This window comes from Halobaculum rubrum (assembly GCF_019880225.1).
GTDB lineage: Archaea > Halobacteriota > Halobacteria > Halobacteriales > Haloferacaceae > Halobaculum > Halobaculum rubrum.
This window is the reverse complement of sequence record NZ_CP082284.1, coordinates 1,492,310-1,511,956: the sequence shown is the minus strand read 5'-3', so window position 1 is coordinate 1,511,956 and position 19,647 is coordinate 1,492,310. Positions and strand designations below refer to the sequence as shown.

Below are 19,647 nucleotides of genomic sequence, written 5' to 3'. Positions count from 1 at the left end.
CAGGTTTCGTAGAACCGAACGGCGTCGGGTCGATCCCGACGGTCGGGAGGGAGTCGGCGCCGGGGTGGAGGATCTCACCGAATCGTGAGATACCGCCCGTCGCCCAGGCGACGGGCGCCGCCGTCCTCGGGCGTCTCGGTCGGGGTCGCGGCGCCGTCGTCGGCGGAGCCGGTTCCGTTCCCCCGGTTCCCGTCGCTCGCGTCCCCGGAGCCGTTCCCGTCGCCCGCCTTCTCCGACCCGCTCCCGGTATCGGCGTTCTCGGAGCCGGTCCCGTCGCCCGCGTCGCCGGGGGCGTTCCCGGTATCTGCGCTCCCGGCGGACCCGTCGCTTGCGTTCTCCGACCCGTTCGCGCCGTCGGCGGCGTCGCCGGCGTTGCCGCGGTCGTCGTCGGACCCGTTCGTGTCGCCCCGGGCACCCGGCGGGCTCCCGTCGGTCCCGTTCTCGGCGCCCGCGCCGGCGCCTGTGGTTCGGTTCGCGTTCCCGCGGTCGTCGTTGAGTGGACCGGCGGCGCCCTCGCCGCGGTCCTCCCCGTCTTCGTCGTCGTTCGGCCCGGCGTCTGCGGGCGGACCGCCGGTTCCGTTGCCGGAGTTTCCCGGCGGGCCGGCGTCGCTCGGCGGCCCGGCGTTCTCAGGCGGGCCCGGGTCGCCGGCGAGTCCCTGTCCGGTATCGGCGCCGCCGATGCCACGCGCGGCCTCGGCGACCTCGCCACCGGACATCTCCGAGGCGTTCCGTCGCAGTTCGTCGATCGCGGAGGCGTTCACGCCGCGCTCGCGCAGCGTCTCCTCGGGGATCCCCTCGGCGGCCGCGGCGGTGGCGTTCAGGCGGCGTTCGAGCGTTCGGATCTGGGCGCCGATCTGTGCGAGCCTGGAGCGGTACTCGCCGCGGGTGATCTCGCCGGACTCGTACCGCTGGTCCAGCGTCTCGCGGCGCTCGCGGAGGTCCGAGAGCTGTCGGCGGACGTCCTCAGTCTCTCCGGCGACGACGGCCGCCTTCGAGGCGTTCGACTCCGCGTCGGCGAGGCGCCGATCGAGCGATCGCTGAGCGATCTCGCCCTCGACCTCCGCCCCCTGCACCCCCACGACGCCGGCGAACGTCGCCCCCGGCCGCTCACTCGACGACTCCTGTGCGAACGCGGCCGTCGCGGGAACCCCCGCCGCGACGAGCAGTGCGGCCATCAGGAGCACGGTGGTCCGACTCATGTCTTCGGCAACGGGGTCCACCCACTAATACCGTCCACTCGCTCGCCTCGGATTCACCCCGCTTAAGCGACGTTAAGTCGCCGCAGTCCGGCAGTTCTTCGCGGACCCGGGCGATCCGTCACTCGCCCGGTTCGTCGCCGCCGGGGTCCGTCTCCCCGGGGTGGGGTTCGTCGTCCGCGTCCGGGATGCGGAGAACGTTCTCGCGCCCGAGCCGGAAGCTCTCGATGTCACCCTCGTCGCGCAGGTCCCCCACGACCTGGCTGGTCCGGGCCGCGCTCCAGTCGAGCGCGTCGGTCACGTCCGCCTGTTTCATCCGCCCGCCGTTGTCCGTCACGAGCCGGAGCACCCGCTCGTGGGGGCTGAGGAGTTCGTCCGGTGGAGTCGTGGCGTCGGCGGCGGCGGCTCCCGCAGCGGATTCGTCGACCGCGACCCCCTCGGCGTCGTCGGCGTCCCCTTCGACGGACGCCGAGTCGTCCGCGTCCCGGGTCGAGCCGCCCGCACTCCGGTCGTCGTCCGCAGCGCCGTCCGTCGCCGCGGCGTCTCTCTCATCGCTCGCGAGCGACCCGAGGTCGTCGCCGGCGCCGATCGGGAGGTCCCCGCGGCGACGGAGGAGGACGGCGCCGGCGATGCCCGCCAGCACGACCGCCGCGGCCGCGAGGTAGACGGGACGAACCGGCAGCGCCGACGCCGGAGCGACCGTCACGCGGGGTTGGTCCGGCCCGAAGTTTCGTTCGCCGCGCCACGTCACGGCCGTCTCCGAGCGCTGGTCCGCCGGCGGCGACACCGAGCGGGCGTCGTACTCCTCGGGCCACGCGATCGTGAGAACGGTCCCCGAGTCGAGGTATAAGCCGGCTAACGCGTCGCCGGCGACGACGCGCTGCCCTTGGGTCGCGGCGAACCCCTCCCAGGTGAACGTGTAGGCGACGACGCCGTAGTCGGTGCTGGTCGGGAAGGGGTTGCGCTGGGCGGTCACCGAGAAGTTCGAGGCGGCCATCTCCCGTCCGGTGGCGTTCTCGGCGGCCGCGACGGTCGTTCCCATCCGACCTTCGAAGCGGGCGACGTACGCGGACGTGTTCTCGCGAATGTCAGCCTGGAGGCTCTCGAACGCCGCGGTCCTGTTCTCGTCGCTCAACTCGATCCGGTACGCGATACGCCACCGGGCGTCCCCGTCGGGAGCGATCTCCGCCCGGAGGACGACGGTGTCGGCGGCGATGTCGCCGGTCTGGGCGAACCCGTCGCCGAGGTCGGTCGGGGACGCGGCGGCGGAGTCGAGCGCGGCGGGAGGAGTGACAGCGGCGGACGGGGAAGCAGTGGCGGGGGAGAAACCGGCGCCGGACGCCGTCGCGGCCGCGAGCGCCGGGGTGACCCCGGCGAGCGCGAGGAGAAACGCGAGCGCGATGGCCGCGGCGGGGCGTCGCATACCCACTTCCACCGCCGGGGCGCCCAAAACGGTTTTCGTCGGCGGCGAGTCAACCGGGAGTATGCAACTCGACGTGGAGGATCTGCTGAAGATCGTGTTGCTGCTCGTGGTAGTCTGGCTCATCGTCGAGATCGTCACGGGGGTGCTCGGGTTCGCACTCGGACTGGTCGCCGGGCCGCTGAAGGGGGTCATCGGGATCGTCATCGTCGTGCTCATCGTCCTGTGGCTGACCGACAACCTCTGAGCGACGTGTACAGCGTCAACGTCCCCGTCCCCTGGGCGGTCCAGCGGCTCGCCGCGTCGCTGGAACCCGATCTCACCGAGTTCGCGTCGATCCGCGACCGACACACGCTCGTGGTGAAGCGCCTCGACGGCCGCGACCTGAACGACCTCCATCGGATCCGTGAGCGCCTCCGCCCCGCCCTCCGCGGCGTCGCGCCGTTCGAGGTTCGCGTGACCGGCGTCGACGCGTTCGAGGATCCCCCGTTGGGAGACGCACCGGTCGTCTACCTCGGGGTCGAGGCGGTGGCCGCGGGTACCGACGGAACCGGCGACGGCAGCGGCGTCGGCGACGGCGGGGCGGACCCGCTGCGGGCGATCCACGACCGGCTCGTCCGAGAGTTCGGCCCGGTCGAGGGACTGGAGCAGGCGGACTACGTGCCCCACGTCACGCTCGCGCGGGGGTGGGACGGGGTGAGCGACCCCGGAGATGCGATCGCGTATCTGCGCGATCGCGAGCTCGAGGACGTGCGCTGGACGGTCGACGAACTGGGCGTCTGGACGCGCGAGTACAAGGAGATCGCCGCGCGGGTGCCGCTTCGGGGGTGAGTCGGGGGCGAGCGTCCGTCCCCTTTTCAGCGCTCGGAGAGTCGCAGCGGCATCGGGTGACCGGGATGCATCGTCAGCGACCCGCGCAGATCCAGGTCGGGACCCTCGTACTCGAAGTCGAACGCGCGCCCGACCGTCGCGAGGATGAGCTTCGCCTCCAACAGCGAGAACTGCTTGCCGATGCAGTGGCGGGGGCCGGCGCCGAACGGGTAGTACGCGAATCGCGGGCGCTCACGGGCTCGATCGGGCGCCCAGCGGTCGGGGTCGAACGCCAGCGGGTCGTCGTACCACCGGTCGGAGCGGTGGATCACCCACTGCGGAAGCATGATCAGCGACCCCTCGGGGATCCGGTAGCCGGCGATCCGGGTATCGACCTTCGACTCGCGGAACAGCGTGTAGACGGGCGGGTACAGCCGCATCGCCTCCGAGAGCACGCGGTCGGTGAACTCGAGCCCGCGCACGTCCTCGGCCGTCGGAGCGCCGTCGAGGGCGTCGACCTCGCGCCGGAAGCGCGCCTTCGCATCGGGGTGTTGCGAGAGGAGGTAGAAGGTGTACGTGAGCGCGAGCGCGGTCGTGTCGTGGCCCGCCAGCAACATCGTCATCAACTCGTCGCGCAGGTCCTGATCGCTCTGCTCACCCCGGTTGTGCGCGCGAAGCAGGATGGAGAGGAGGTCCATCGGCATCGGCGAGTCGACGGCGTCGCCGGCGGGGTCGGGGGCGGTCTCCTCGGTGCCGCGCCGGCGCGCGACGAGGTCGTCGATGACCCCCTCCAGCGTCGCGACGGCGTCGTGGAACTGGCGGTTCTCCCGGGTGGGCGCCCAGTCGGGGATCACCGCGCGCATCGGATCCGGCTCGAACCGCTGGCCGAGCGGCTCGAGGTTCTCCTGGACGGTTCGAACCCGCTCTTCGGTGATGTCGGTGCCGAACATCGCGGTGACGATGACCCGGACGGTGAGCCGGGCGAGCTCGAGCTGTACGTCGACCCGGTCGCCGTCGCTCCAGCCGGCCATCGCCTCCTCCGTGTGGCCGACGATCGCGTCGTCGAGGCCCGCGATACGGCGCGCGTGGAAGGCGGGATTGGCGAGGTCGCGCTGGCGTTGCCACCGGTCGCCCCCGCTCATGAGGAGGCCGTCGCCGAGCAGGTCGTCGACGGCGTCGTCGAGGGCCGGCTTGCCGAACGCCGCCCACTCGGAGACGAGCACGCGCTCGACGTCGCGGGGGTTCGTGAGCATGTACGTCTCCCGCGGACCCAGATCGAGGCGGACGACGTCGCCGTACGCGTCGGCGACGGCGGTCATGAACGCGAACGGGTCCCGGGCGTACCGCCGGCCGTTGCCGAGCAGGGGTTCGCCGCGGGGACCCGGGGGTCGTGTACTCATGAAGGGAGACACGGCTGCGAGCCGGAAATACCCTCGGGCGAGCGCGGGCGCGCGTGCGAGGCAGTGTCTCCGGCCATTCGTGTTCCGGCTCCGTGGGGACGTACGCCGTTCACGAGACCTGCGGTGTCGTGAGCACACAGATCGCGCAGCGATTTGTGAACGCCGTTCTGCCGAGGTCCCCCTCCGCGAGACTCGCTCCGCTCGTCTCGCGTGCCCTCGTTCGTGGTTCGAGACGGCGAAGCCGTCTCGTCATTACCAGACGCCGGAGACGTCTGGTCAGCAGTCAGATCCGTCGGACCTGACGGCATCACGAAAGGCGCGTCGCGCCTTTCGAACGACTCCGCTCACGAGGACTTCGGCCGACCTCGGCTTAATCGTCGGCCGCCGCCAACGCCTCCGTCTCCTCGTCTTCGCCCGCCTGCCGCGCCCACAGGGCCGCGTAGTCGCCGTCGGCGGCGACGAGGTCGTCGTGGGTGCCCTGCTCGGCGACGCGGCCCTCCTCCATGACGACGACGCGGTCGGCGTCGCGGATGGTCGACAGCCGATGGGCGATGACGAACGCGGTCCGGTCGGCGATGAGCCGGCGGAGGCTGCGCTGGATCAGCTCCTCCGTCTCCGTGTCGACGTCCGAGGTCGCCTCGTCGAGAACGATGATCTCCGGGTCGTTCAGCAGGGCGCGCGCGATGGCGATGCGCTGGCGTTGGCCGCCGGAGAGCTTCACACCGCGCTCGCCGATCTGGGTGTCGTAGCCGTGCGGGAGGTCCGTGATGAACTCGTGGGCCTCCGCTGCCTTCGCCGCCTCGACGATGCGTTCGCTCGGGCCGGCGTCGTCGGCGGTGTCGGTGCCGCCGACGTCCGTGCCGGTCTCGGCGTCGCCGTCGGCGGCCTCGCTGCCCTCGTCCAGCGCCGAGAGGTCGCCGTAACCGATGTTCTCGGCGGCGGTCCCCGAGAACATGTAGGGGTTCTGCTCGACGATGCCGACGTGCTCGCGGAGCTCCGTGAGGTCGTACTCGCGCACGTCGACGCCGTCGACCTCGACGGCGCCCGAATCCACGTCGTAAAAGCGGGGAATGAGCTTGAGAAGGGTCGACTTCCCGGCGCCGGTGGTGCCCGCGAGGCCGACTGTCTCGCCCGGCTCCACGTCCAGATCGATGCCGGAGATGACCTCCTCGTCGTCGGTGTAGCCGAACCGCACCTCGTCGAAGGTGACCCGGCCCTCGACCGACTGGGGGACGTAGGGGTTCTCGGGCGAGGTCACTTCGGGATCGTAGCCGAGCAGGCCGAACACGCGCTCGGCGCTGGACTTGGCGAGCTGGTACTTGTTCGCGGTCTTGCCGACGCGGCGCATCGGGGAGTACAGCCGGCGCAGCAGGAGGAAGAACAGCGCGACCGAGCCGGCGGTGAGCGTCGCGGGGTCGGTGTTGCCGAGGCCGTGGCGGATGATGTCGCTGCCGGCGATCCAGAGGATGGCGACGAAGACGACGCCGGTGAGCAGTCGGAGCCCAGAGAAGAACGCCCGGCGGGCGCGGATCGCCTCCACCTTCTCGTCGTGGTAGCGCTCGCTTTGGGCGGCGACGCGGTCGAACTCGAAGTCGTGGCGGTTGAACGCCTTGATCACGCGGGCGCCGCCGATGTTGTTCTCCAGCCGGGAGTTGAGACGCGAGACCGTCTCGCGGATGCCGCGATACTTCGGCTCGATCCACGTGAGGAAGCGACTGGAGGCGAGACCGATGATCGGCACCGGCGCCAGCGCCACGAGCGCGAGCTTCGGCGAGTAGGTGTACATGATCGCCGCGATGCCCCCGACGGTCGCGACGACGCGGATCCCCTGTCGTATCTCCGTGTTGAGGAACTGCTCCAGGCGGTTCACGTCCTGGTTGAGCACCGACATCATCGCGCCGGTCTGGTGGTCCGCGAAGAAGCCCAGCGAGAGGTGCTGCATGTGGTCGTACGTGTCGTTCCGGAGGTCCCGTTGCACCTTCTGGGCCGTCGACTGGAACAGGTACCGCGAGGCGAACCGCGTCACCGATCGGATCAGGTACGCCAGCGCCGCGATGACGACGAGGCGCTGGAGGAACGCTAACCGTGCGGCGTCGCCCGCGATGGTGCCGCCCGGCAGCAGGCCCGCCTGCGCGAGCAGCCCCGGCTCGCCGCTCCCGAGGATGACGCGGTCGATGGCCGCCGCGACCAACAGCGAGGGGAGCAGCCGGGCGAGCCGGGTGGTGATCGCCGCCACCAGCCCCACCGACAGCCGAGGCCAGTACGGCACGCAGTACCGGAGCAAGCCCGTCATCGGATTGCCGTCCACGGACTCGCGTATCGAGGAGAAGTCGCCGTGGTCGTCTTCCGCGTCGCTCATTACGAATCGAAACACGCCGCCGATACAAAGGCCCACGGGAGTCGGAACGTCGACAGGACGGCCGGGAGGTCGGCACGCGACCCGTCTCAGCCGTCGTCGAGCAGGCGCGTCTGGTCGACGGGAACCGCCGTGAGTCCGCCCGCGTTCGTGCCGTTGTTGGAGTAGGCGTACAACACGACGCCCGCCTCCACGTCGACGGCGCGCTTGAGCGTCCCGCTGAAGTCGTCGTCGCGGAAGCGCGCGCCGACGAGCTTCGAGAGCGGGTTCTCGTCGCCGTTCTCGCTCTCCTCGCCGGCGCTCGCGTCGTCGCGCTCGGCGGTTCCGGGGACCGGCTCGAACGTCGGGCGGTCGTCGGCGCCGGCTGCGTCGGCGTCCCCGTCGATGTCGTCGTCGCTCATGTCCGTGTCGCGGTCGAACAGTCCCATGTTCCGGGGTCGCCGCGTCGTGTGAAAAGCGTGATGTGATCCCGTCGGCGCGCCCGACCTACCGATTCAGCGTGTGGATCGCCTGCCCCATCGCGTTCTCGGCGGCCTCCATGGTCGCCTCCGCCAGCGTGGGGTGGGTGTGGATCGTCGCGGCCACGTCCTCGAGCGTCGCACCCATCTCGACGGCGAGCGCGAGCTCGGCGATCAGCTCGGAGGCGTCGGGGCCGACGATCTGTCCGCCGAGCACGAAGCCGGTCTCCTCGTCGGCGACGATCCGGACGAAGCCCTCGGTGTGGCCGGTGGTGAGCGCGCGCCCGGAGGCGTTGAACGGCATCTGGCCGACGGCGGGTTCGAATCCCTCCTCGGCGGCCTCGTCCTCGGTGAGTCCGACGGTCGCGATCTCCGGCTCGGTGAAGACGGCCGCGGGCACGGCCTGGTGGTCGAGCGCGGCGGGCTCGCCGGCCGCGACCGCCGCGGCGACGATCCCCTCCGCGCTGGCCTTGTGCGCGAGCATCGGCTCGCCGGCCACGTCGCCGACGGCGAGGATCGAGTCCACGTCGGTCCTGGCCTGATGGTCCGTCTCGAGGAACCCGGCGTCGTTCGGTTCGAGCCCGGCGTTCTCCAGTTCGAGCGTGTCGGTCACCGGCGAGCGCCCGACGGCGACGAGCACCTGATCGCCGAGGTACTCGGCCTCCTCGCCGTCCTCCGTCTCGGTCGTGACGGCGACGCCGCCCTCGGCGGTCTCCTCCCAGCCGCTGGCGCCCTCGCCGAAGTGGAACTCGACCCCCAACTCCTCGGCACGGTTGCGGACGATCCGCCGGATGTCCCCCTCGTACCCGGGAAGCACGTCGTCGAGCATCTCGACGACCGTCACGTCGGTCCCGAGCTTCGCGAGCATCGTCGACAGCTCCATCCCGATGTAGCCGGCGCCGACGACGACGAGACTGTCCGGGAGCGACTCCATCCCCAACACGTCGCGCGAGGAGAGCACGCGTTCGCCGTCGAACTCGAAGCCGGGGATCTGGATCGGCCGCGACCCGGTGGCGACGATCGCGTGCTCGAACTCGATGGACTCGCTGCCCTGTCCGGCCCCCTCGTGAGCGACGCGGACCTTGTGCTCGTTGGCGAACGTCGCCGTCCCCTCGACGAGGTTGACGCCGTTGGCCTTGCAGAGCTTCTCGACGCCGCCGGTGAGGCGGTCGACGACGCCGCTCTTCCAGCGCTGCATGCGCTCCACGTCGACGGCGGGGTCGGCGTAGATCCCCAGTTCCTCGGCGTTGCCCGCCTCGTGAGCGACGCTCGCGCCGTGGATGAACGCCTTCGACGGGATGCAGCCGTGGTTGAGGCAGACGCCCCCGTAGGCGTCCTTCTCGATGAGGGTCGTGTCGAGCCCCAGCTGTGCCGCGCGGATCGCGGCGACGTAGCCCCCGGGACCGGCCCCGATGACGGCGACGTCCGTTCCGGTCGAGATGTCTCCGACGACCATTACGCGGGTCTTGCGAACCCCGGATGATAAACTGGCAGGAATTGCGGCCGCGGCGACGCTACTTCGGGTGGAGCCGATCCATCGCGGTCCGCACGTCGTCACGGTCGCCGATGACGGTGACCCGGTCCCCTCGCTGCAGGGTGTACTCCTGATCGGGCACGCGCGTCTCCCCGTCGCGGGCGACGAGCGCGATCAGACTGTTCCCGGGGAGCTCCGACCCCAGCTCGCCGACCGTCTTGCCGTCGGTGTCCTCGGAGGTGATCTCGATCTCCTGGACGTCGCCCGAGCGGCCGATCTCGCCCATCCAGTTCGCGAGCGCGGGGCGCTCGATGTAGTTGTCGAGGGCCTGTGCGGTCGCGAACACCGAGGAAACGGTGCGCACGCCGAGCTCCTCGAACGCGTCGACGTTGTCCGGGTTGTTCACCCGTGCGAGGACGGTCTCGGGGGAGAACTTCGACTCGGCCAGCTGGGCGACCAGCAGGTTCACGTCGTCGTCCCCCGTGGCGGCGACGACGATGCGGGCGTTCTCCCCGCCCGCCGACCGGAGCACCTCCGTGTCGGTGCCGTCGCCGATGTGGACCGCGTGGCCCTCGTTTCTGGCGATCTCTACCACGTCCTCGTCGTTCTCGATGAGGACCACGTCTTCGCCGCGGTCCTCGAGGCGGTCGGCGAGCGTCCGGCCCACCGTCCCGCCCCCGATGATGAGTACTCTCATTGGAATCACGTCGAGCTTCTCCGCGATCTGTCTGGCGAACCCGCCCTCGAGAACCACCGTCGCCATGATGACGAGGAAGACGGTCCCCACGAGCGCGTTCGCCGCCGCCGTCATCTCCGCGTTCGCCAGCTCGACGGCGAACAGCGTGGCGACGGACGCCGGGATGATACCACGCGGGCCGACCAGCGACATGAAGATCCGCTCGTTGCGCTCGAAGCTGTCCCCGATCGTCGACAGCATGACCAGCGCCGGCCGAATGACGAACATCACCGCCGCGACGACCGCGACGCCACCGAGCCCGAGCCGGATCAGGTTCTCGAACTCCAACAGCGCCGCAAGCGAGATGAACACGAACGAGAGCACGAGCAGGGTGATGTCGCCCTTGAAGTCCGTGATCTGTTCCTCGTACGGGATGTCCGCGTTTCCGAGCAGGATGCCGGCGACGGCGACGGCCGCGATCCCCGCCTCCGTGCGAACGAGGTTCGCCTCGCCGTAGGCGACGAGCGCGCCGGCCAGCATGAGCAGCCGCGCGTTCCGCGGGGCGTTCCCCGGCGAGAGGTCGATGTACCGGAGCGCGTAGTAGACGATCGCGGCGACGACCGCGCCGACGACCACCCCGACGCCGAGCCGTTCGGCGAACAGCGCGACCATCTCGACGGGATCGGTCGTGTCGGAGACGATCGCCTCGAAGATGACCACCGCGAGGATCGCGGCGGTCACGTCGTTGACGATCCCCTCGGTGTCGAGCGCGGTGGCGACGCGGTCGCGTACCGGAACGACCTCCAGGATCGGCGCGATCACCGTCGGGCCGGTCGCCACGAGCAGCGCCCCGATGAGCGCCGCCACGAGCCACTCCAGCCCTAGCGCGAACCGGACGACCGCGGTCGTGCTGACGAACGCGATCGCGGCGCCGACCGTAACCAGGCGGATCGACGCCACCGGCGCCTGCTGGAGCTCGTCGATCTTGAGGTGGAACGCCCCCTCGAAGACGATGATCGCGACCGAAAGGCCGACGATGGTCGACAGTCCGGTCAGACCGAACGTCTGCTGAGTGATGATACCCAGCCCCTCCGGGCCGAGAGCGATCCCCGCCGCGATGAGGAAGATGATGCTCGGGAGTTGGAACCGGTCCGAGAGCAGTTGCGCGGCCACCCCGACGGCGATGATGACGGCGACGACTGCGATCAGTTGTCCGGCGCCTGCCGACATCTCCTCACCTCCATGGGTCGTGGTCGGGTGGCGCGGATAAAAAGGCGGCTACTGCGGAGAGGTAGGCGGGGTCGGCGTACAGAGCTGACGGATTCCGTTCCGATGGAACCACCACGATCCGATCGGCGTGTGGCGGATGTCGCCGTCGATCACGACTCCGCGTACATGCTCCCGATGTCGTCGGCGTACCGCTCGAGGATGTTGCGTCGCTTCTTCTTCATCGTGGGGGTGAGCAGGTCGTTCTCCTCCGAGAACTCCTCGGCGACGACCCGGAACTGCTTGATCGTCTCGTGGGCCTCGAAGTCCTCGTTGACGCGGTCGACCTCCGTCCGGACGAGTTCCCGTACTCGATCGTCGCGACACAGCGCGTCGTCGTCGTCGGGAAGATCGTGCCCCTGCGTGTCGCCCCACTCGCGTACGGCGGGGATGTTCAGGACGACGATCGCGGAGACGAACTTCCTCGAGTCGCCGATCACCATCGCCTGCTCGACGTACTCGGAGGCGGCGAAGGAGTCCTCGATGGCCCCCGGCGGGACGTACTTGCCCGTCGAGAGCTTCATGAGCTGCTTGGCGCGCTCGCGGAAGGCGATGTACCCGTCCTCGCGGATCGCGACCACGTCGCCCGTACGGAACCACCGCTCGCCGTCGATCTCGACGAACGCCGCCTCGGTCGCCTCCGGGAGGTTCCGGTAGCCCCGGAAGACGTTCGGTCCGCGAACGAGCAGCTCGCCCACCTCGCCGTCGTCACCGTCGATCGCACCGACCTCGTCGTCGACGCGGACGTCCACGTCGGAAACGGGCGGCCCGATGGTGCCGACTTTCGGCTCTTCCGGAGGGTTCACGGCGACGACCGGCGCCGTCTCGGTGAGCCCGTATCCCTCCAGGATGGGGACGCCCATCCCGTGGTACAGCTCGCAGAGATCCGCCGACAGCGACCCGCCGCCGGAGATGAAGAAGTCGACGTTGCCGCCGAGCGCCTCCTTCACGTTCGAGAAGACGAGGCGGTCGGCCACCGCATAGCGGGTCCGCAGGGCGACGCCGGGGTCGTCGGCGCGGTGGTGCTCGCGGCCGACGGCGGTTGCCCAGTTGAAGATCCGCTCTTTCACGCTCGACTCGGCCGCCTGCTCGCGGATCGCGGCGTACAGCTTCTCGTAGACGCGGGGGACGCTCGTCGCCGTCGACGGGCGAACGAGCCCGAAGTCCTCCCGGAGCGTGTCTGGCGACTCGGCGTACGCCACGGTCGCGCCCGCCGCGTACATCATGAAGTGCCCGGCGAGGCGCTCGAACACGTGCGCGAGGGGGAGAAACGACAGGGTGACGCTCTCCTCGTCGACGACCGGGACGTCGGCCGGTTTGTCCGGACGGTCGCCGAACCGTCGCATGCACTGGTCGACGTTGGCGAGGAAGTTTCGGTGAGTGAGTTCGGCGCCCTTCGGGGTGCCGGTGGTGCCCGAGGTGTAGATGAGGCTCGCGAGGTCGTCGAGGTCGCGGTCGATCACCCAGCCGTCGCCGGGGTCGACCGCGGCGCCGAGGTCGTGGACCTCCCCGAGCGTGTACACGTCGTCACGCTCGTGTGCCTCGCCGTCGACGAGGACGACGAACTCCAGATCGAGGTCGTCCTCGACGGCGAGCACGCGCTCCAGCAGGTCGCGGTTCTCGACGACGACGCCGGAGGCGCCGGGGTCGTCGAGGAGGTGTCGAACCTGATCGGTCGACGACGACTCGTACACCGTCGTGACGACCGCGCCCGCGCCGAGCAGGGCGAAGTCGCTGTGGGCCCACTCCATGCGCGTGTTCGAGAAGATCCCGACGCGGTCGCCCGCGGCGACGCCGAGTTCGCGGAAGCCCGCCGAGAGCCGACGTACGAGGTCACGCATCTCGGCGTACGTGAGGTCCGCGAAATCGCCGTCGGGGGCGGCGTCGACGACGCCCGCGCGGACGAGCGTCCGATCGTACACCCCGCCCTTGTACCGCTGTGCCACCCGGTCGGCGTGCTCGCGGGCGCTCGCGTCGAACGTCGCCGCCAGCGAGTCCCGGGTGACCCCGGGGTCGTACTCGCGTTCCGCCTGGCGCAGATCCATGTCACTCCCTGTCGCTCCACCGGTAATAAGTCGGTCCCCTCGCGACGCCCGTTGTTCGGCGTTGTTTCTCCCCGTCGTCACGCAGTCGTCCGGTAGTCGCGACGGTCGTCCGGCAGCGCAGTCGCGGCAGCCATCCCACCGTCGACGAGCCCGAGCGCGGGTCTCAGATCGTCTCGTTCCGGTTCTCCATGTAATCGAGGTAGCCGAGCACGCCGCGAGTGTTCATCCGCTGTTCCTCTCGGGCCTTCCGCTCGCCCCACACGTCGATGAGGTCCCGGGGCGCGTGTTCGGCGAAGTGGTCGAGGACGGCCTCGTCGTCGTCCAGCACTTCGCGCCGCTGACGCACCGCCTCGACCCACTCGGCGAGCGTGCGCTTGTAGCCGGCGAGCATGTCGTCCTCGAACTCGCGGGGGCCGAAGTGGCCGAAACAGAGGTATCGCGGGTCGAGGTCGCGGATCATGTCGGCGTCGTCCTGACAGCCGTGGAGGTCGAACTGCGACGGGGGGGAGGTCTGCTCGATGGTGTCCAGTTGCGGGACGTAGATGCCGGTGGCGTCGGCGGTGAACACCACGTCGTCGCCGCGGTCGTGGAAGACGACCTGGTGGGGAGCGTGGCCCGGCGCGTGGTGGACGTCCAGGTCTCGGTCGCCCAGGTCGATCGTCTCGCCGCCCGAGAGCGACTCGATCCGCTCTTCGGGGATCGGTTCCGGTTCGACGTAGAACTGCCACTGGTCGCCGACGGCGGCCTTCGTGCCCTCGACGAGTCGCTCCGGGTCGACGAGGTGCTCCACGCCGGTCTCGTGGATCATCACCGTCGCGTCCGGGTAGCGCTCCGCGAGAAAGCCGGCACCGCCGGCGTGGTCGAGGTGGACGTGTGTGGGGAGGATGAACTCGGGCGTCATCCCGATCTCGTCGAGCGCGTCGAAGAGGAACTCGCGGTTGTTCCCGAGTCCGGTGTCGATCACCGCAGGGCGCTCGGCGTCGAGGAGGTACACCGAGCCGTAGTTCGCGGTGTCGTACATATCGGTATCGAGATAGTATAGGTCCGTACACTCGGGAACGGGGGCGTACTCGCCGGGATCGATCTCCGTGGCCATATCCGAACCCGCGTCGGTCGATACCAAAAGGATTCGGGAGCCGCCGGAGCGAGCCGCTCCGTCCGAACGAGCCTGGGGCTGGTGAGACGTGACACGCGGAGGGCGGGGCGGGGGAATGCTGGGTCGCGACCGGCGAGAGACGGCGGCGGTTCAGCGCGACCCGGAGCGGCCGACTCAGGCGTTCACGTCGGGGCCGTCGTCGACGAACCGGACCGTGAAGCGCTCGTAGCCGCCGTAGGCGGTTTCGAGGGACCCGAGCCACCAGTTCCACCGTTCGACCAGGTCGTGGTCGTCGGGCGCATCCGCCAGGTTCTCGATGACGTCCTCCACGGTGAGCTCGTGGCCGCGGTCCGCCTCGATCGCGCCGGAGTCGGCCAGGTCCCGTGCCTGACGGGCGACGGTCCGGCGGGTCGCCTCGGTCCCCCCGAACTCGCGCTCGAGGGCCGCCGTGAGTTCTCTGCTGTCCACACCGTCGGTTGGGGGTCCATCGGTTTTAGTTAGTCGGGTGCGTGTCAGACGGTCGCACGACCGCCGTCGGACGGTAGGCGGGTGACTACCGTCGGTCGCGGCGGTACTCCGGCCCGGTCGCTGGCGAGCACGAGAGCGGCTGAGGGGAGTAAGCCCCCTTCTGTTCGGCCCGACATTCGGCTGAGCGTCCGCGTCGGTCGCGGGGCGCGTGCCCCGGTCGCTCGCGCGGGACGCGAGCACCCGGACTACCATCGGGGCGGCCGCCGCGCGGCGGCCGTCCGTCGACGCGGGCTTGCACCGGCGAGGATTCGCCGTTCCATCCGTTCCCGCCCGTCTCGCGGCGAGGCCGCGGCCCTCGGTGGGTCAACTCCCTCCCCTCTCGGGTCGGTTCGCGCGTCCGCGACGGAGCCGCGGACGCCGGCGGCGACCGAGCGGTCGCCGCGCGCACCTCATGGGTCGGGGCGGGGGGTCTCGTTGCTGTTCCAGAGCCAGTCGTCTCCGACTCCGGGCTTGCGCCCGGTCGCCCGTCCGGGGGTGGGGGGACTTTCCTCATGCGCCGTCGCCGCGAGGGTCGGGCACACGGGGGTCGGGCTCCCTCTGCCGGTTCGAGGTAGGCCGTTCCCCGGGATAAAGCGTTCGGGGGCGCGACGGGCGCGCGTGAGGCGGCCGCGATCGGTCGGCTCGCCGCCGCTCCGAAGATAGCGTGGGAGTAACTCGCACGAAGAGGGAAGACTTCAAGTCGGCACGGCCCCCAGCAGTGGTATGTCCGAAGCGAAGGCCGTGCGGCTCACCTACGAGGACGGTGCACGCGCGGTCGAACTCGCTCGGGAGTCGGTCGAAGCGTTCGTCCTCCAGGGCCAGCGTGAACAGCCCGGGAGTATGCGCGACGCGTTCTACGCCAGGACGGGCGCGTTCGTCCGGCTCCAGTCCACCCGCGGCCGCGGGCGGATGCGAGGCTGTGCCGGGTCGTATCGAGGGAAAGACCAGCTCGGTCACGCCATCGTCGAGGCGGCGATCAAGGCGGCCTCCGACGACACCGGCGGCTCCGAACTGGAGCCGAAGGAGCTCGACTCCGTGGTCGTCTCCGCGTGTGTCGTCTCCGGCGTCACGCTCACCAACGACCCCGTGGAGGACCTCGAGCTCGGCCGCCACGGCGTCGCAATCGACCACAACGGCAAGCACGGCTGGCTGTACCCGACGATCCCGGTCGAGAACGACTGGAGCAAGGAACGGTTCCTCTCGCGTGTCTGCCGTAAGGCCGGCCTCTCGCCGATGGCATGGCAGGACGACGACACGATGGTGACGCTCATCGACGGCCAGGTGTTCCGCGAGCGCGAGGACGGCGGCTCCGTCGAACAGCTGTAAGCGCCCCCCGACAGACGGGCTTCTCCGCCGAACAGAATCCGCGAGCGGTGCCGCTCAGTCTCGCTCAGCAGCCGGCCTCGGCGGGGTCGTCTCCCGCCACGGCCGCCTCCTCGAACTCTGTCTCGAACGGCGTCGACTCGCCGCGGACGTGGTCGACACGAAGCGGGAGCCCGGTCGGGTCGACCGACGACGTGAGGCTGTACGCGACCGGTCCCGCCGTACCGTCGCACGGGTCGGGCCACCCCCGTTTCTCGACGGCGACGGTCACCCCGTAGTACAGTCCCTCGGGGCCGCGTACCAACTCGCTGGTGAGCCGCTCGCACGACGGATCGAACGACGGGAGTTGGCCACGGAGTCGGAGGGCGGGACCGCTCTCGGCCGCTCCGGACGGTGGGGGGTCGACGGTCAGGCGAACCGCGTGGCCGTCGCAGTCGAACGCCGACGGGGCTGGGTCGGTGTCGGCGGTGAACGCGTGATCGAGCGAGGACGGCGAGTGGAACCCACAGCCGGCGACGGCGGCGGTCGCGCTCGCCGCGAGGCCGGCCGCGCCGGTCCGAAGCAGGTCGCGTCTGGAGGGCATCGCCGGACCGAGCCGCGGTCGTGGTAAACGTCTTGTGCCCCCGCTGACTCGACGATGGCTCGAGTCGGTCCGGCTACTCCCCGCCGAACCCGACCGCCGTCGCGTCCGCCAGCGCCCGCCCCGCCGCGTCGTCGATGTCGAACTCCCGAACGACCTCGCCGTCGCGGATCAGCGGTTCCATGAGCGACTCGCCGCCGTCGGGGCCCTCGCGCCCGCGGAGACCGACGTGGTGGCCCCCGTCGGGCGTGCGGTACACCTCCTTCACGCCAGAGAGCTTCCCGCGCTTGGCCGCCGGTTCGCCGTCGACCTCGACGATGTCGAGCGCGAAGTCGACGGGGTCTGCGTTGGAGACGTAGCCGCCGACGCCGAACCCGTCGGCGACGTCCCGGAGGCTCCGGAGTTCGGTCGGCCCGAGTCCACCCGAGAGGAACACGTCGACGTCGGGGTAGCCGCGGGCGTCGAGCTCCCACTGCACCTCGCGGACGATGTGGCGGAAGTCGCCCCGGCGGGAGCCGGTGGTGTCGAGGCGGACGCCGTCGAGGCGGTCGCCGAGCGTCTCGACCGCCCGGAGCACCTCCTCCTTCTCGTCGGAGAAGGTGTCACACAGCGCGATCCGCGGCACCGACTCGGGGACGGCCTCGTCGAAGGCGCGCCAGGCGTCCGCCTGGTTGCCGCGGCCGAAGCAGATGAGCAGCGCGTGGGGCATCGTCCCCGACGGCTCGCGACCGAGCGTCTCGCCGGCGGCGACGTGCGAGAAGCCGTCGAAGCCGCCGACGAGCGCGCTGCGCTCGACCATCGCGGCGATCGAGGGGTGGACGTGACGCGCGCCGAAGGAGAGCACGTTCGACTCGGGCGCCGCGCGGCGACACTCCAGCGCCGCCGTGGCGACGCCGGAGGCGTGCGAGAGGAAGCCGAGCAGCGAGGTCTCCAGCGCCGCGAACTCCAGGTACGTCCCCTCGATGCGGAGCACCGGACCGCCGTCGAACAGCGTTCCCTCGGGGAGCGCGTCCGCGTCGACCGCATGCCCGGCCAACAGCGCGGCAGCGTCCTTCACACCCGCGAACAGTTCGAAGTCGCCGTCGGGGAACTGGTCGGCGGTCACCTCGGCGACGACCGTCGGGTTCCGGTCGGCGTGGCGCAGCGTCTCGACGGTCCGATCGAAGTACGCGTCCGTCGCCGACCCGTCGCGGACGGCGTCGGCCCCGACGATGTCGAACGCGGGGGGCGAGGAGGTCATGTCCCCGGATTCGCCGGGACGACGCAAAAAGTCACGCCATCCGCGGATCGACGTCGGAGCCGCCGCGGTCAGCGGCGCCGCCGAGCCGACAGTCCCGCGATCGCCACCGCGACGGCCGCGACCCCGAACCCGAACCCGGCGCCGCCGACCTCGGTCGTGTCGGACGTGTCGTCGCCGCCCGCGCCGTTGTCCCCGCTGTCGCCGCCGGCCTCACCGGCGGCAGTGTCCGTTGCTGTGGCCGTCGCGTCGGTTCCGCTCTCGGTTTCGTCGGCCCCCGTTTCGGCGGGGTCCATCGTCGGACGGATGTCCCGCACGTCGTCGACGGTTGGGCCGTTCACGATCGTGACCCGCTCGCCGTCGAGTCTGACGAGGAACGCGTCGGCGAAGGGGCCGTCGGGGACGACGTAGTACCCTTCGTCGGTCTCGCGGACGTCGTGGGCCTCGAGCATCCGGAGGTACGTGTCGTGGAACTCCCGCGCGTCGGCCTCGGTGTCCCACTCGGTGATCCACACGTAGCCGTACTCGGCGTCGTCACCCTCGCCGTTTCGGTACGGGAACAGCCGGTCGTTGGCCCATCCGTTCGAGGGCTCGGCGTCGTAGTTGTACGTGTCGTACGGGTCGCTCGTCTGGAACAGGCTGTTCGAGTCGATCGTGTCGGCTTGGTACTCCCGTGCCTGATACCAGAACATCGCGTAGATCGACGCCTCGCCCACGGTGTCGGAGCCGTTCTGGCCGAGCCGCGGGTTGTCGCGCGGGAACGTGCTCCAGCCGTTCGTCCCCTCGTCGGTGAACTCGATGGGCCGCGGCGTCGCGTCGGTCCGGTGGATGACCTGCTTCGAGGAGACCGGCGGGTTCCGGAACCGCTCGTCGAAGGCGTCCCAGCCTCCCTCCTCGATGATCTCGTTCACGTACACCGGCCCGTCGGAGTAGGGGTTGAGCAGCGTCAACAGGACGCCGAGGTTGGGGCCCCCACCGCCGCCCCCGCCGCCACCGCTCGCTTGCGGCGTGTCGACGCACTCCCACTCGGCGCCGCAGCGCCGGGCGTAGTTGGTCTCGATGTAGTTCGCCTCCCCCTCGACGACGCCGTCGATCGCGAGGTCTCCGTCCTGAGTGGAGGCGCGGTACGTCTCGTTCGTCAGGTCGTAGCGCTGGTCCTGCAGGGCGTGGACCAGCTCGTGGACCAGCGTCGCGTTGTCGATCGTCGGCGAGTCCGGCGAGTCGGTGACGATCGTGATCTCGTCGCGTGTCGGCGAGTAGAAGCCGAGCACCGACGACCCGGTGGTCTGGCCGATCGCGTCGCCGGAGCCGGTCGACTCGCCGACGATGAACAGCCCCTCCCACACCTGATCGTTCCAGCGGTTGAACTCGGTTCGGGACGCATCGCCGCTGCCGCCGCCCGAACTCCGGTTGCGGTACTCCTCGCGGGTGATGATCGACACCGGAACGTCGGAGTCGAACTCCGCCTCGCGGAGGTACTCGACGCGGGCCATCGCGCGGGACACGTACGCGTCGAGTTCCTCGTCGCTCAACCCGTCGGACTGATCGACGTCGATACTCTCGTTGTGCCAGTAGCCGCCCTCCCACCCGATCACGTCGGACTCGGGGTCCGGCCGGGCTTCCTGTTGAGACGCGGTCGCGCTCCCGTCCGCGAGCCGGTCGGTCCCCGCGTCCGCGGCGGGGGACGCCGCCGCAGCGAGCGGCGGCGCCGCGGCGGTACACACGAGCGCGAGCGCGAGCACGAGGGCGCCGAGTCGCGAGAGCGGATGCGGGGCCGATCGTCGCATATCCCCGCATTGGTCC

At 70.5% G+C, this 19,647-nt stretch carries 16 protein-coding genes; 3 read left to right on the top strand and 13 right to left on the bottom strand.

Translation table 11 applies throughout. The annotated features are described in order from the left end of the window. Nucleotides 1–74 precede the first annotated feature (74 nt). Nucleotides 75–1,199, bottom strand: a complete 1,125-nt coding sequence (locus K6T25_RS07905) for a hypothetical protein (RefSeq protein WP_222912992.1) — start codon at nucleotides 1,197–1,199, stop codon at nucleotides 75–77. Nucleotides 1,200–1,317: 118 nt separating this feature from the next. Further along, nucleotides 1,318–2,619 carry a helix-turn-helix transcriptional regulator gene (locus tag K6T25_RS07900; RefSeq protein WP_222912990.1) on the bottom strand — a complete coding sequence of 434 codons (1,302 nt, stop codon included), beginning with the start codon at nucleotides 2,617–2,619 and terminating at the stop codon, nucleotides 1,318–1,320. A gap of 61 nt (nucleotides 2,620–2,680) precedes the next feature. Here K6T25_RS07900 and K6T25_RS07895 point away from each other — a divergent pair, with 61 nt between their 5' ends. Then, entirely contained in the window at nucleotides 2,681–2,863 is a 183-nt protein-coding gene (locus K6T25_RS07895) for a DUF7554 family protein (protein WP_222912988.1), read from the top strand. Nucleotides 2,864–2,868: 5 nt separating this feature from the next. After that, complete coding sequence (locus tag K6T25_RS07890; protein ID WP_222917942.1) at nucleotides 2,869–3,447, top strand: 2'-5' RNA ligase family protein; 579 nt, start codon at nucleotides 2,869–2,871, stop codon at nucleotides 3,445–3,447. Nucleotides 3,448–3,473: 26 nt separating this feature from the next. Here the strand turns inward: K6T25_RS07890 and K6T25_RS07885 are convergent, their stop codons facing one another. The 8 genes from K6T25_RS07885 to K6T25_RS15875 all read right to left on the bottom strand — a co-directional run bounded on the left by K6T25_RS07885 (nucleotide 3,474) and on the right by K6T25_RS15875 (nucleotide 14,917). After that, nucleotides 3,474–4,826 (bottom strand): cytochrome P450, encoded by a 1,353-nt coding sequence (locus K6T25_RS07885; RefSeq protein ID WP_222912986.1) that lies wholly within the window; start codon nucleotides 4,824–4,826, stop codon nucleotides 3,474–3,476. A 370-nt stretch (nucleotides 4,827–5,196) separates the two neighbouring features. Then, nucleotides 5,197–7,185 (bottom strand): ABC transporter ATP-binding protein, encoded by a 1,989-nt coding sequence (locus K6T25_RS07880; protein WP_222912984.1) that lies wholly within the window; start codon nucleotides 7,183–7,185, stop codon nucleotides 5,197–5,199. An 86-nt stretch (nucleotides 7,186–7,271) separates the two neighbouring features. Then, entirely contained in the window at nucleotides 7,272–7,610 is a 339-nt protein-coding gene (locus K6T25_RS07875; RefSeq protein WP_222912982.1) for a hypothetical protein, read from the bottom strand. Between the two features lie 58 nt (nucleotides 7,611–7,668). After that, the gene (lpdA, locus tag K6T25_RS07870; RefSeq protein ID WP_222912980.1) at nucleotides 7,669–9,096 is read right to left on the bottom strand and encodes a dihydrolipoyl dehydrogenase; all 1,428 of its coding nucleotides are present in this window, start codon (nucleotides 9,094–9,096) and stop codon (nucleotides 7,669–7,671) included. 58 nt (nucleotides 9,097–9,154) lie between these two features. After that, nucleotides 9,155–11,020, bottom strand: coding sequence for a cation:proton antiporter domain-containing protein (locus K6T25_RS07865; RefSeq protein WP_222912978.1), 1,866 nt, complete (start codon nucleotides 11,018–11,020; stop codon nucleotides 9,155–9,157). A gap of 149 nt (nucleotides 11,021–11,169) precedes the next feature. Continuing rightward, entirely contained in the window at nucleotides 11,170–13,101 is a 1,932-nt protein-coding gene (locus K6T25_RS07860) for an AMP-dependent synthetase/ligase (protein ID WP_222912976.1), read from the bottom strand. Between the two features lie 163 nt (nucleotides 13,102–13,264). Beyond that, the gene (locus tag K6T25_RS07855) at nucleotides 13,265–14,197 is read right to left on the bottom strand and encodes an MBL fold metallo-hydrolase (protein ID WP_425600859.1); all 933 of its coding nucleotides are present in this window, start codon (nucleotides 14,195–14,197) and stop codon (nucleotides 13,265–13,267) included. Between the two features lie 174 nt (nucleotides 14,198–14,371). After that, a complete protein-coding gene (locus tag K6T25_RS15875; RefSeq protein WP_486606331.1) occupies nucleotides 14,372–14,917 on the bottom strand; it encodes a WNWW family protein in 546 nt (181 codons plus the stop codon). 510 nt (nucleotides 14,918–15,427) lie between these two features. Between K6T25_RS15875 and K6T25_RS07840 the strand changes: the two genes are divergently transcribed. Next, a complete protein-coding gene (locus tag K6T25_RS07840) occupies nucleotides 15,428–16,030 on the top strand; it encodes a TIGR00296 family protein (RefSeq protein ID WP_222912972.1) in 603 nt (200 codons plus the stop codon). Between the two features lie 64 nt (nucleotides 16,031–16,094). On the opposite strand, the gene K6T25_RS07835 is transcribed toward K6T25_RS07840, so the two are convergent. The 3 genes from K6T25_RS07835 to K6T25_RS07825 form a co-directional block, all read right to left on the bottom strand. Further along, nucleotides 16,095–16,610, bottom strand: coding sequence for a hypothetical protein (locus K6T25_RS07835; RefSeq protein WP_222912970.1), 516 nt, complete (start codon nucleotides 16,608–16,610; stop codon nucleotides 16,095–16,097). A gap of 73 nt (nucleotides 16,611–16,683) precedes the next feature. After that, a complete protein-coding gene (locus K6T25_RS07830; protein WP_222912968.1) occupies nucleotides 16,684–17,847 on the bottom strand; it encodes a nicotinate phosphoribosyltransferase in 1,164 nt (387 codons plus the stop codon). Between the two features lie 68 nt (nucleotides 17,848–17,915). After that, complete coding sequence (locus K6T25_RS07825; RefSeq protein ID WP_222912966.1) at nucleotides 17,916–19,631, bottom strand: Hvo_1808 family surface protein; 1,716 nt, start codon at nucleotides 19,629–19,631, stop codon at nucleotides 17,916–17,918. Nucleotides 19,632–19,647: the final 16 nt, after the last annotated feature.

What these genes read in the sequence shown, in the direction of transcription:
- K6T25_RS07885 (WP_222912986.1), bottom strand. Translation starts at nt 4,826, where the DNA reads ATGAGTACACGACCCCCGGGTCCCCGCGGCGAACCCCTGCTCGGCAAC.
- K6T25_RS07905 (WP_222912992.1), bottom strand. Translation starts at nt 1,199, where the DNA reads ATGAGTCGGACCACCGTGCTCCTGATGGCCGCACTGCTCGTCGCGGCG.
- lpdA (WP_222912980.1), bottom strand. Translation starts at nt 9,096, where the DNA reads ATGGTCGTCGGAGACATCTCGACCGGAACGGACGTCGCCGTCATCGGG.
- K6T25_RS15875 (WP_486606331.1), bottom strand. Translation starts at nt 14,917, where the DNA reads ATGGTAGTCCGGGTGCTCGCGTCCCGCGCGAGCGACCGGGGCACGCGC.
- K6T25_RS07895 (WP_222912988.1), top strand. Translation starts at nt 2,681, where the DNA reads ATGCAACTCGACGTGGAGGATCTGCTGAAGATCGTGTTGCTGCTCGTG.
- K6T25_RS07875 (WP_222912982.1), bottom strand. Translation starts at nt 7,610, where the DNA reads ATGGGACTGTTCGACCGCGACACGGACATGAGCGACGACGACATCGAC.
- K6T25_RS07840 (WP_222912972.1), top strand. Translation starts at nt 15,428, where the DNA reads ATGTCCGAAGCGAAGGCCGTGCGGCTCACCTACGAGGACGGTGCACGC.
- K6T25_RS07860 (WP_222912976.1), bottom strand. Translation starts at nt 13,101, where the DNA reads ATGGATCTGCGCCAGGCGGAACGCGAGTACGACCCCGGGGTCACCCGG.
- K6T25_RS07900 (WP_222912990.1), bottom strand. Translation starts at nt 2,619, where the DNA reads ATGCGACGCCCCGCCGCGGCCATCGCGCTCGCGTTTCTCCTCGCGCTC.
- K6T25_RS07855 (WP_425600859.1), bottom strand. Translation starts at nt 14,197, where the DNA reads ATGGCCACGGAGATCGATCCCGGCGAGTACGCCCCCGTTCCCGAGTGT.
- K6T25_RS07880 (WP_222912984.1), bottom strand. Translation starts at nt 7,185, where the DNA reads ATGAGCGACGCGGAAGACGACCACGGCGACTTCTCCTCGATACGCGAG.
- K6T25_RS07865 (WP_222912978.1), bottom strand. Translation starts at nt 11,020, where the DNA reads ATGTCGGCAGGCGCCGGACAACTGATCGCAGTCGTCGCCGTCATCATC.
- K6T25_RS07835 (WP_222912970.1), bottom strand. Translation starts at nt 16,610, where the DNA reads ATGCCCTCCAGACGCGACCTGCTTCGGACCGGCGCGGCCGGCCTCGCG.
- K6T25_RS07830 (WP_222912968.1), bottom strand. Translation starts at nt 17,847, where the DNA reads ATGACCTCCTCGCCCCCCGCGTTCGACATCGTCGGGGCCGACGCCGTC.
- K6T25_RS07825 (WP_222912966.1), bottom strand. Translation starts at nt 19,631, where the DNA reads ATGCGACGATCGGCCCCGCATCCGCTCTCGCGACTCGGCGCCCTCGTG.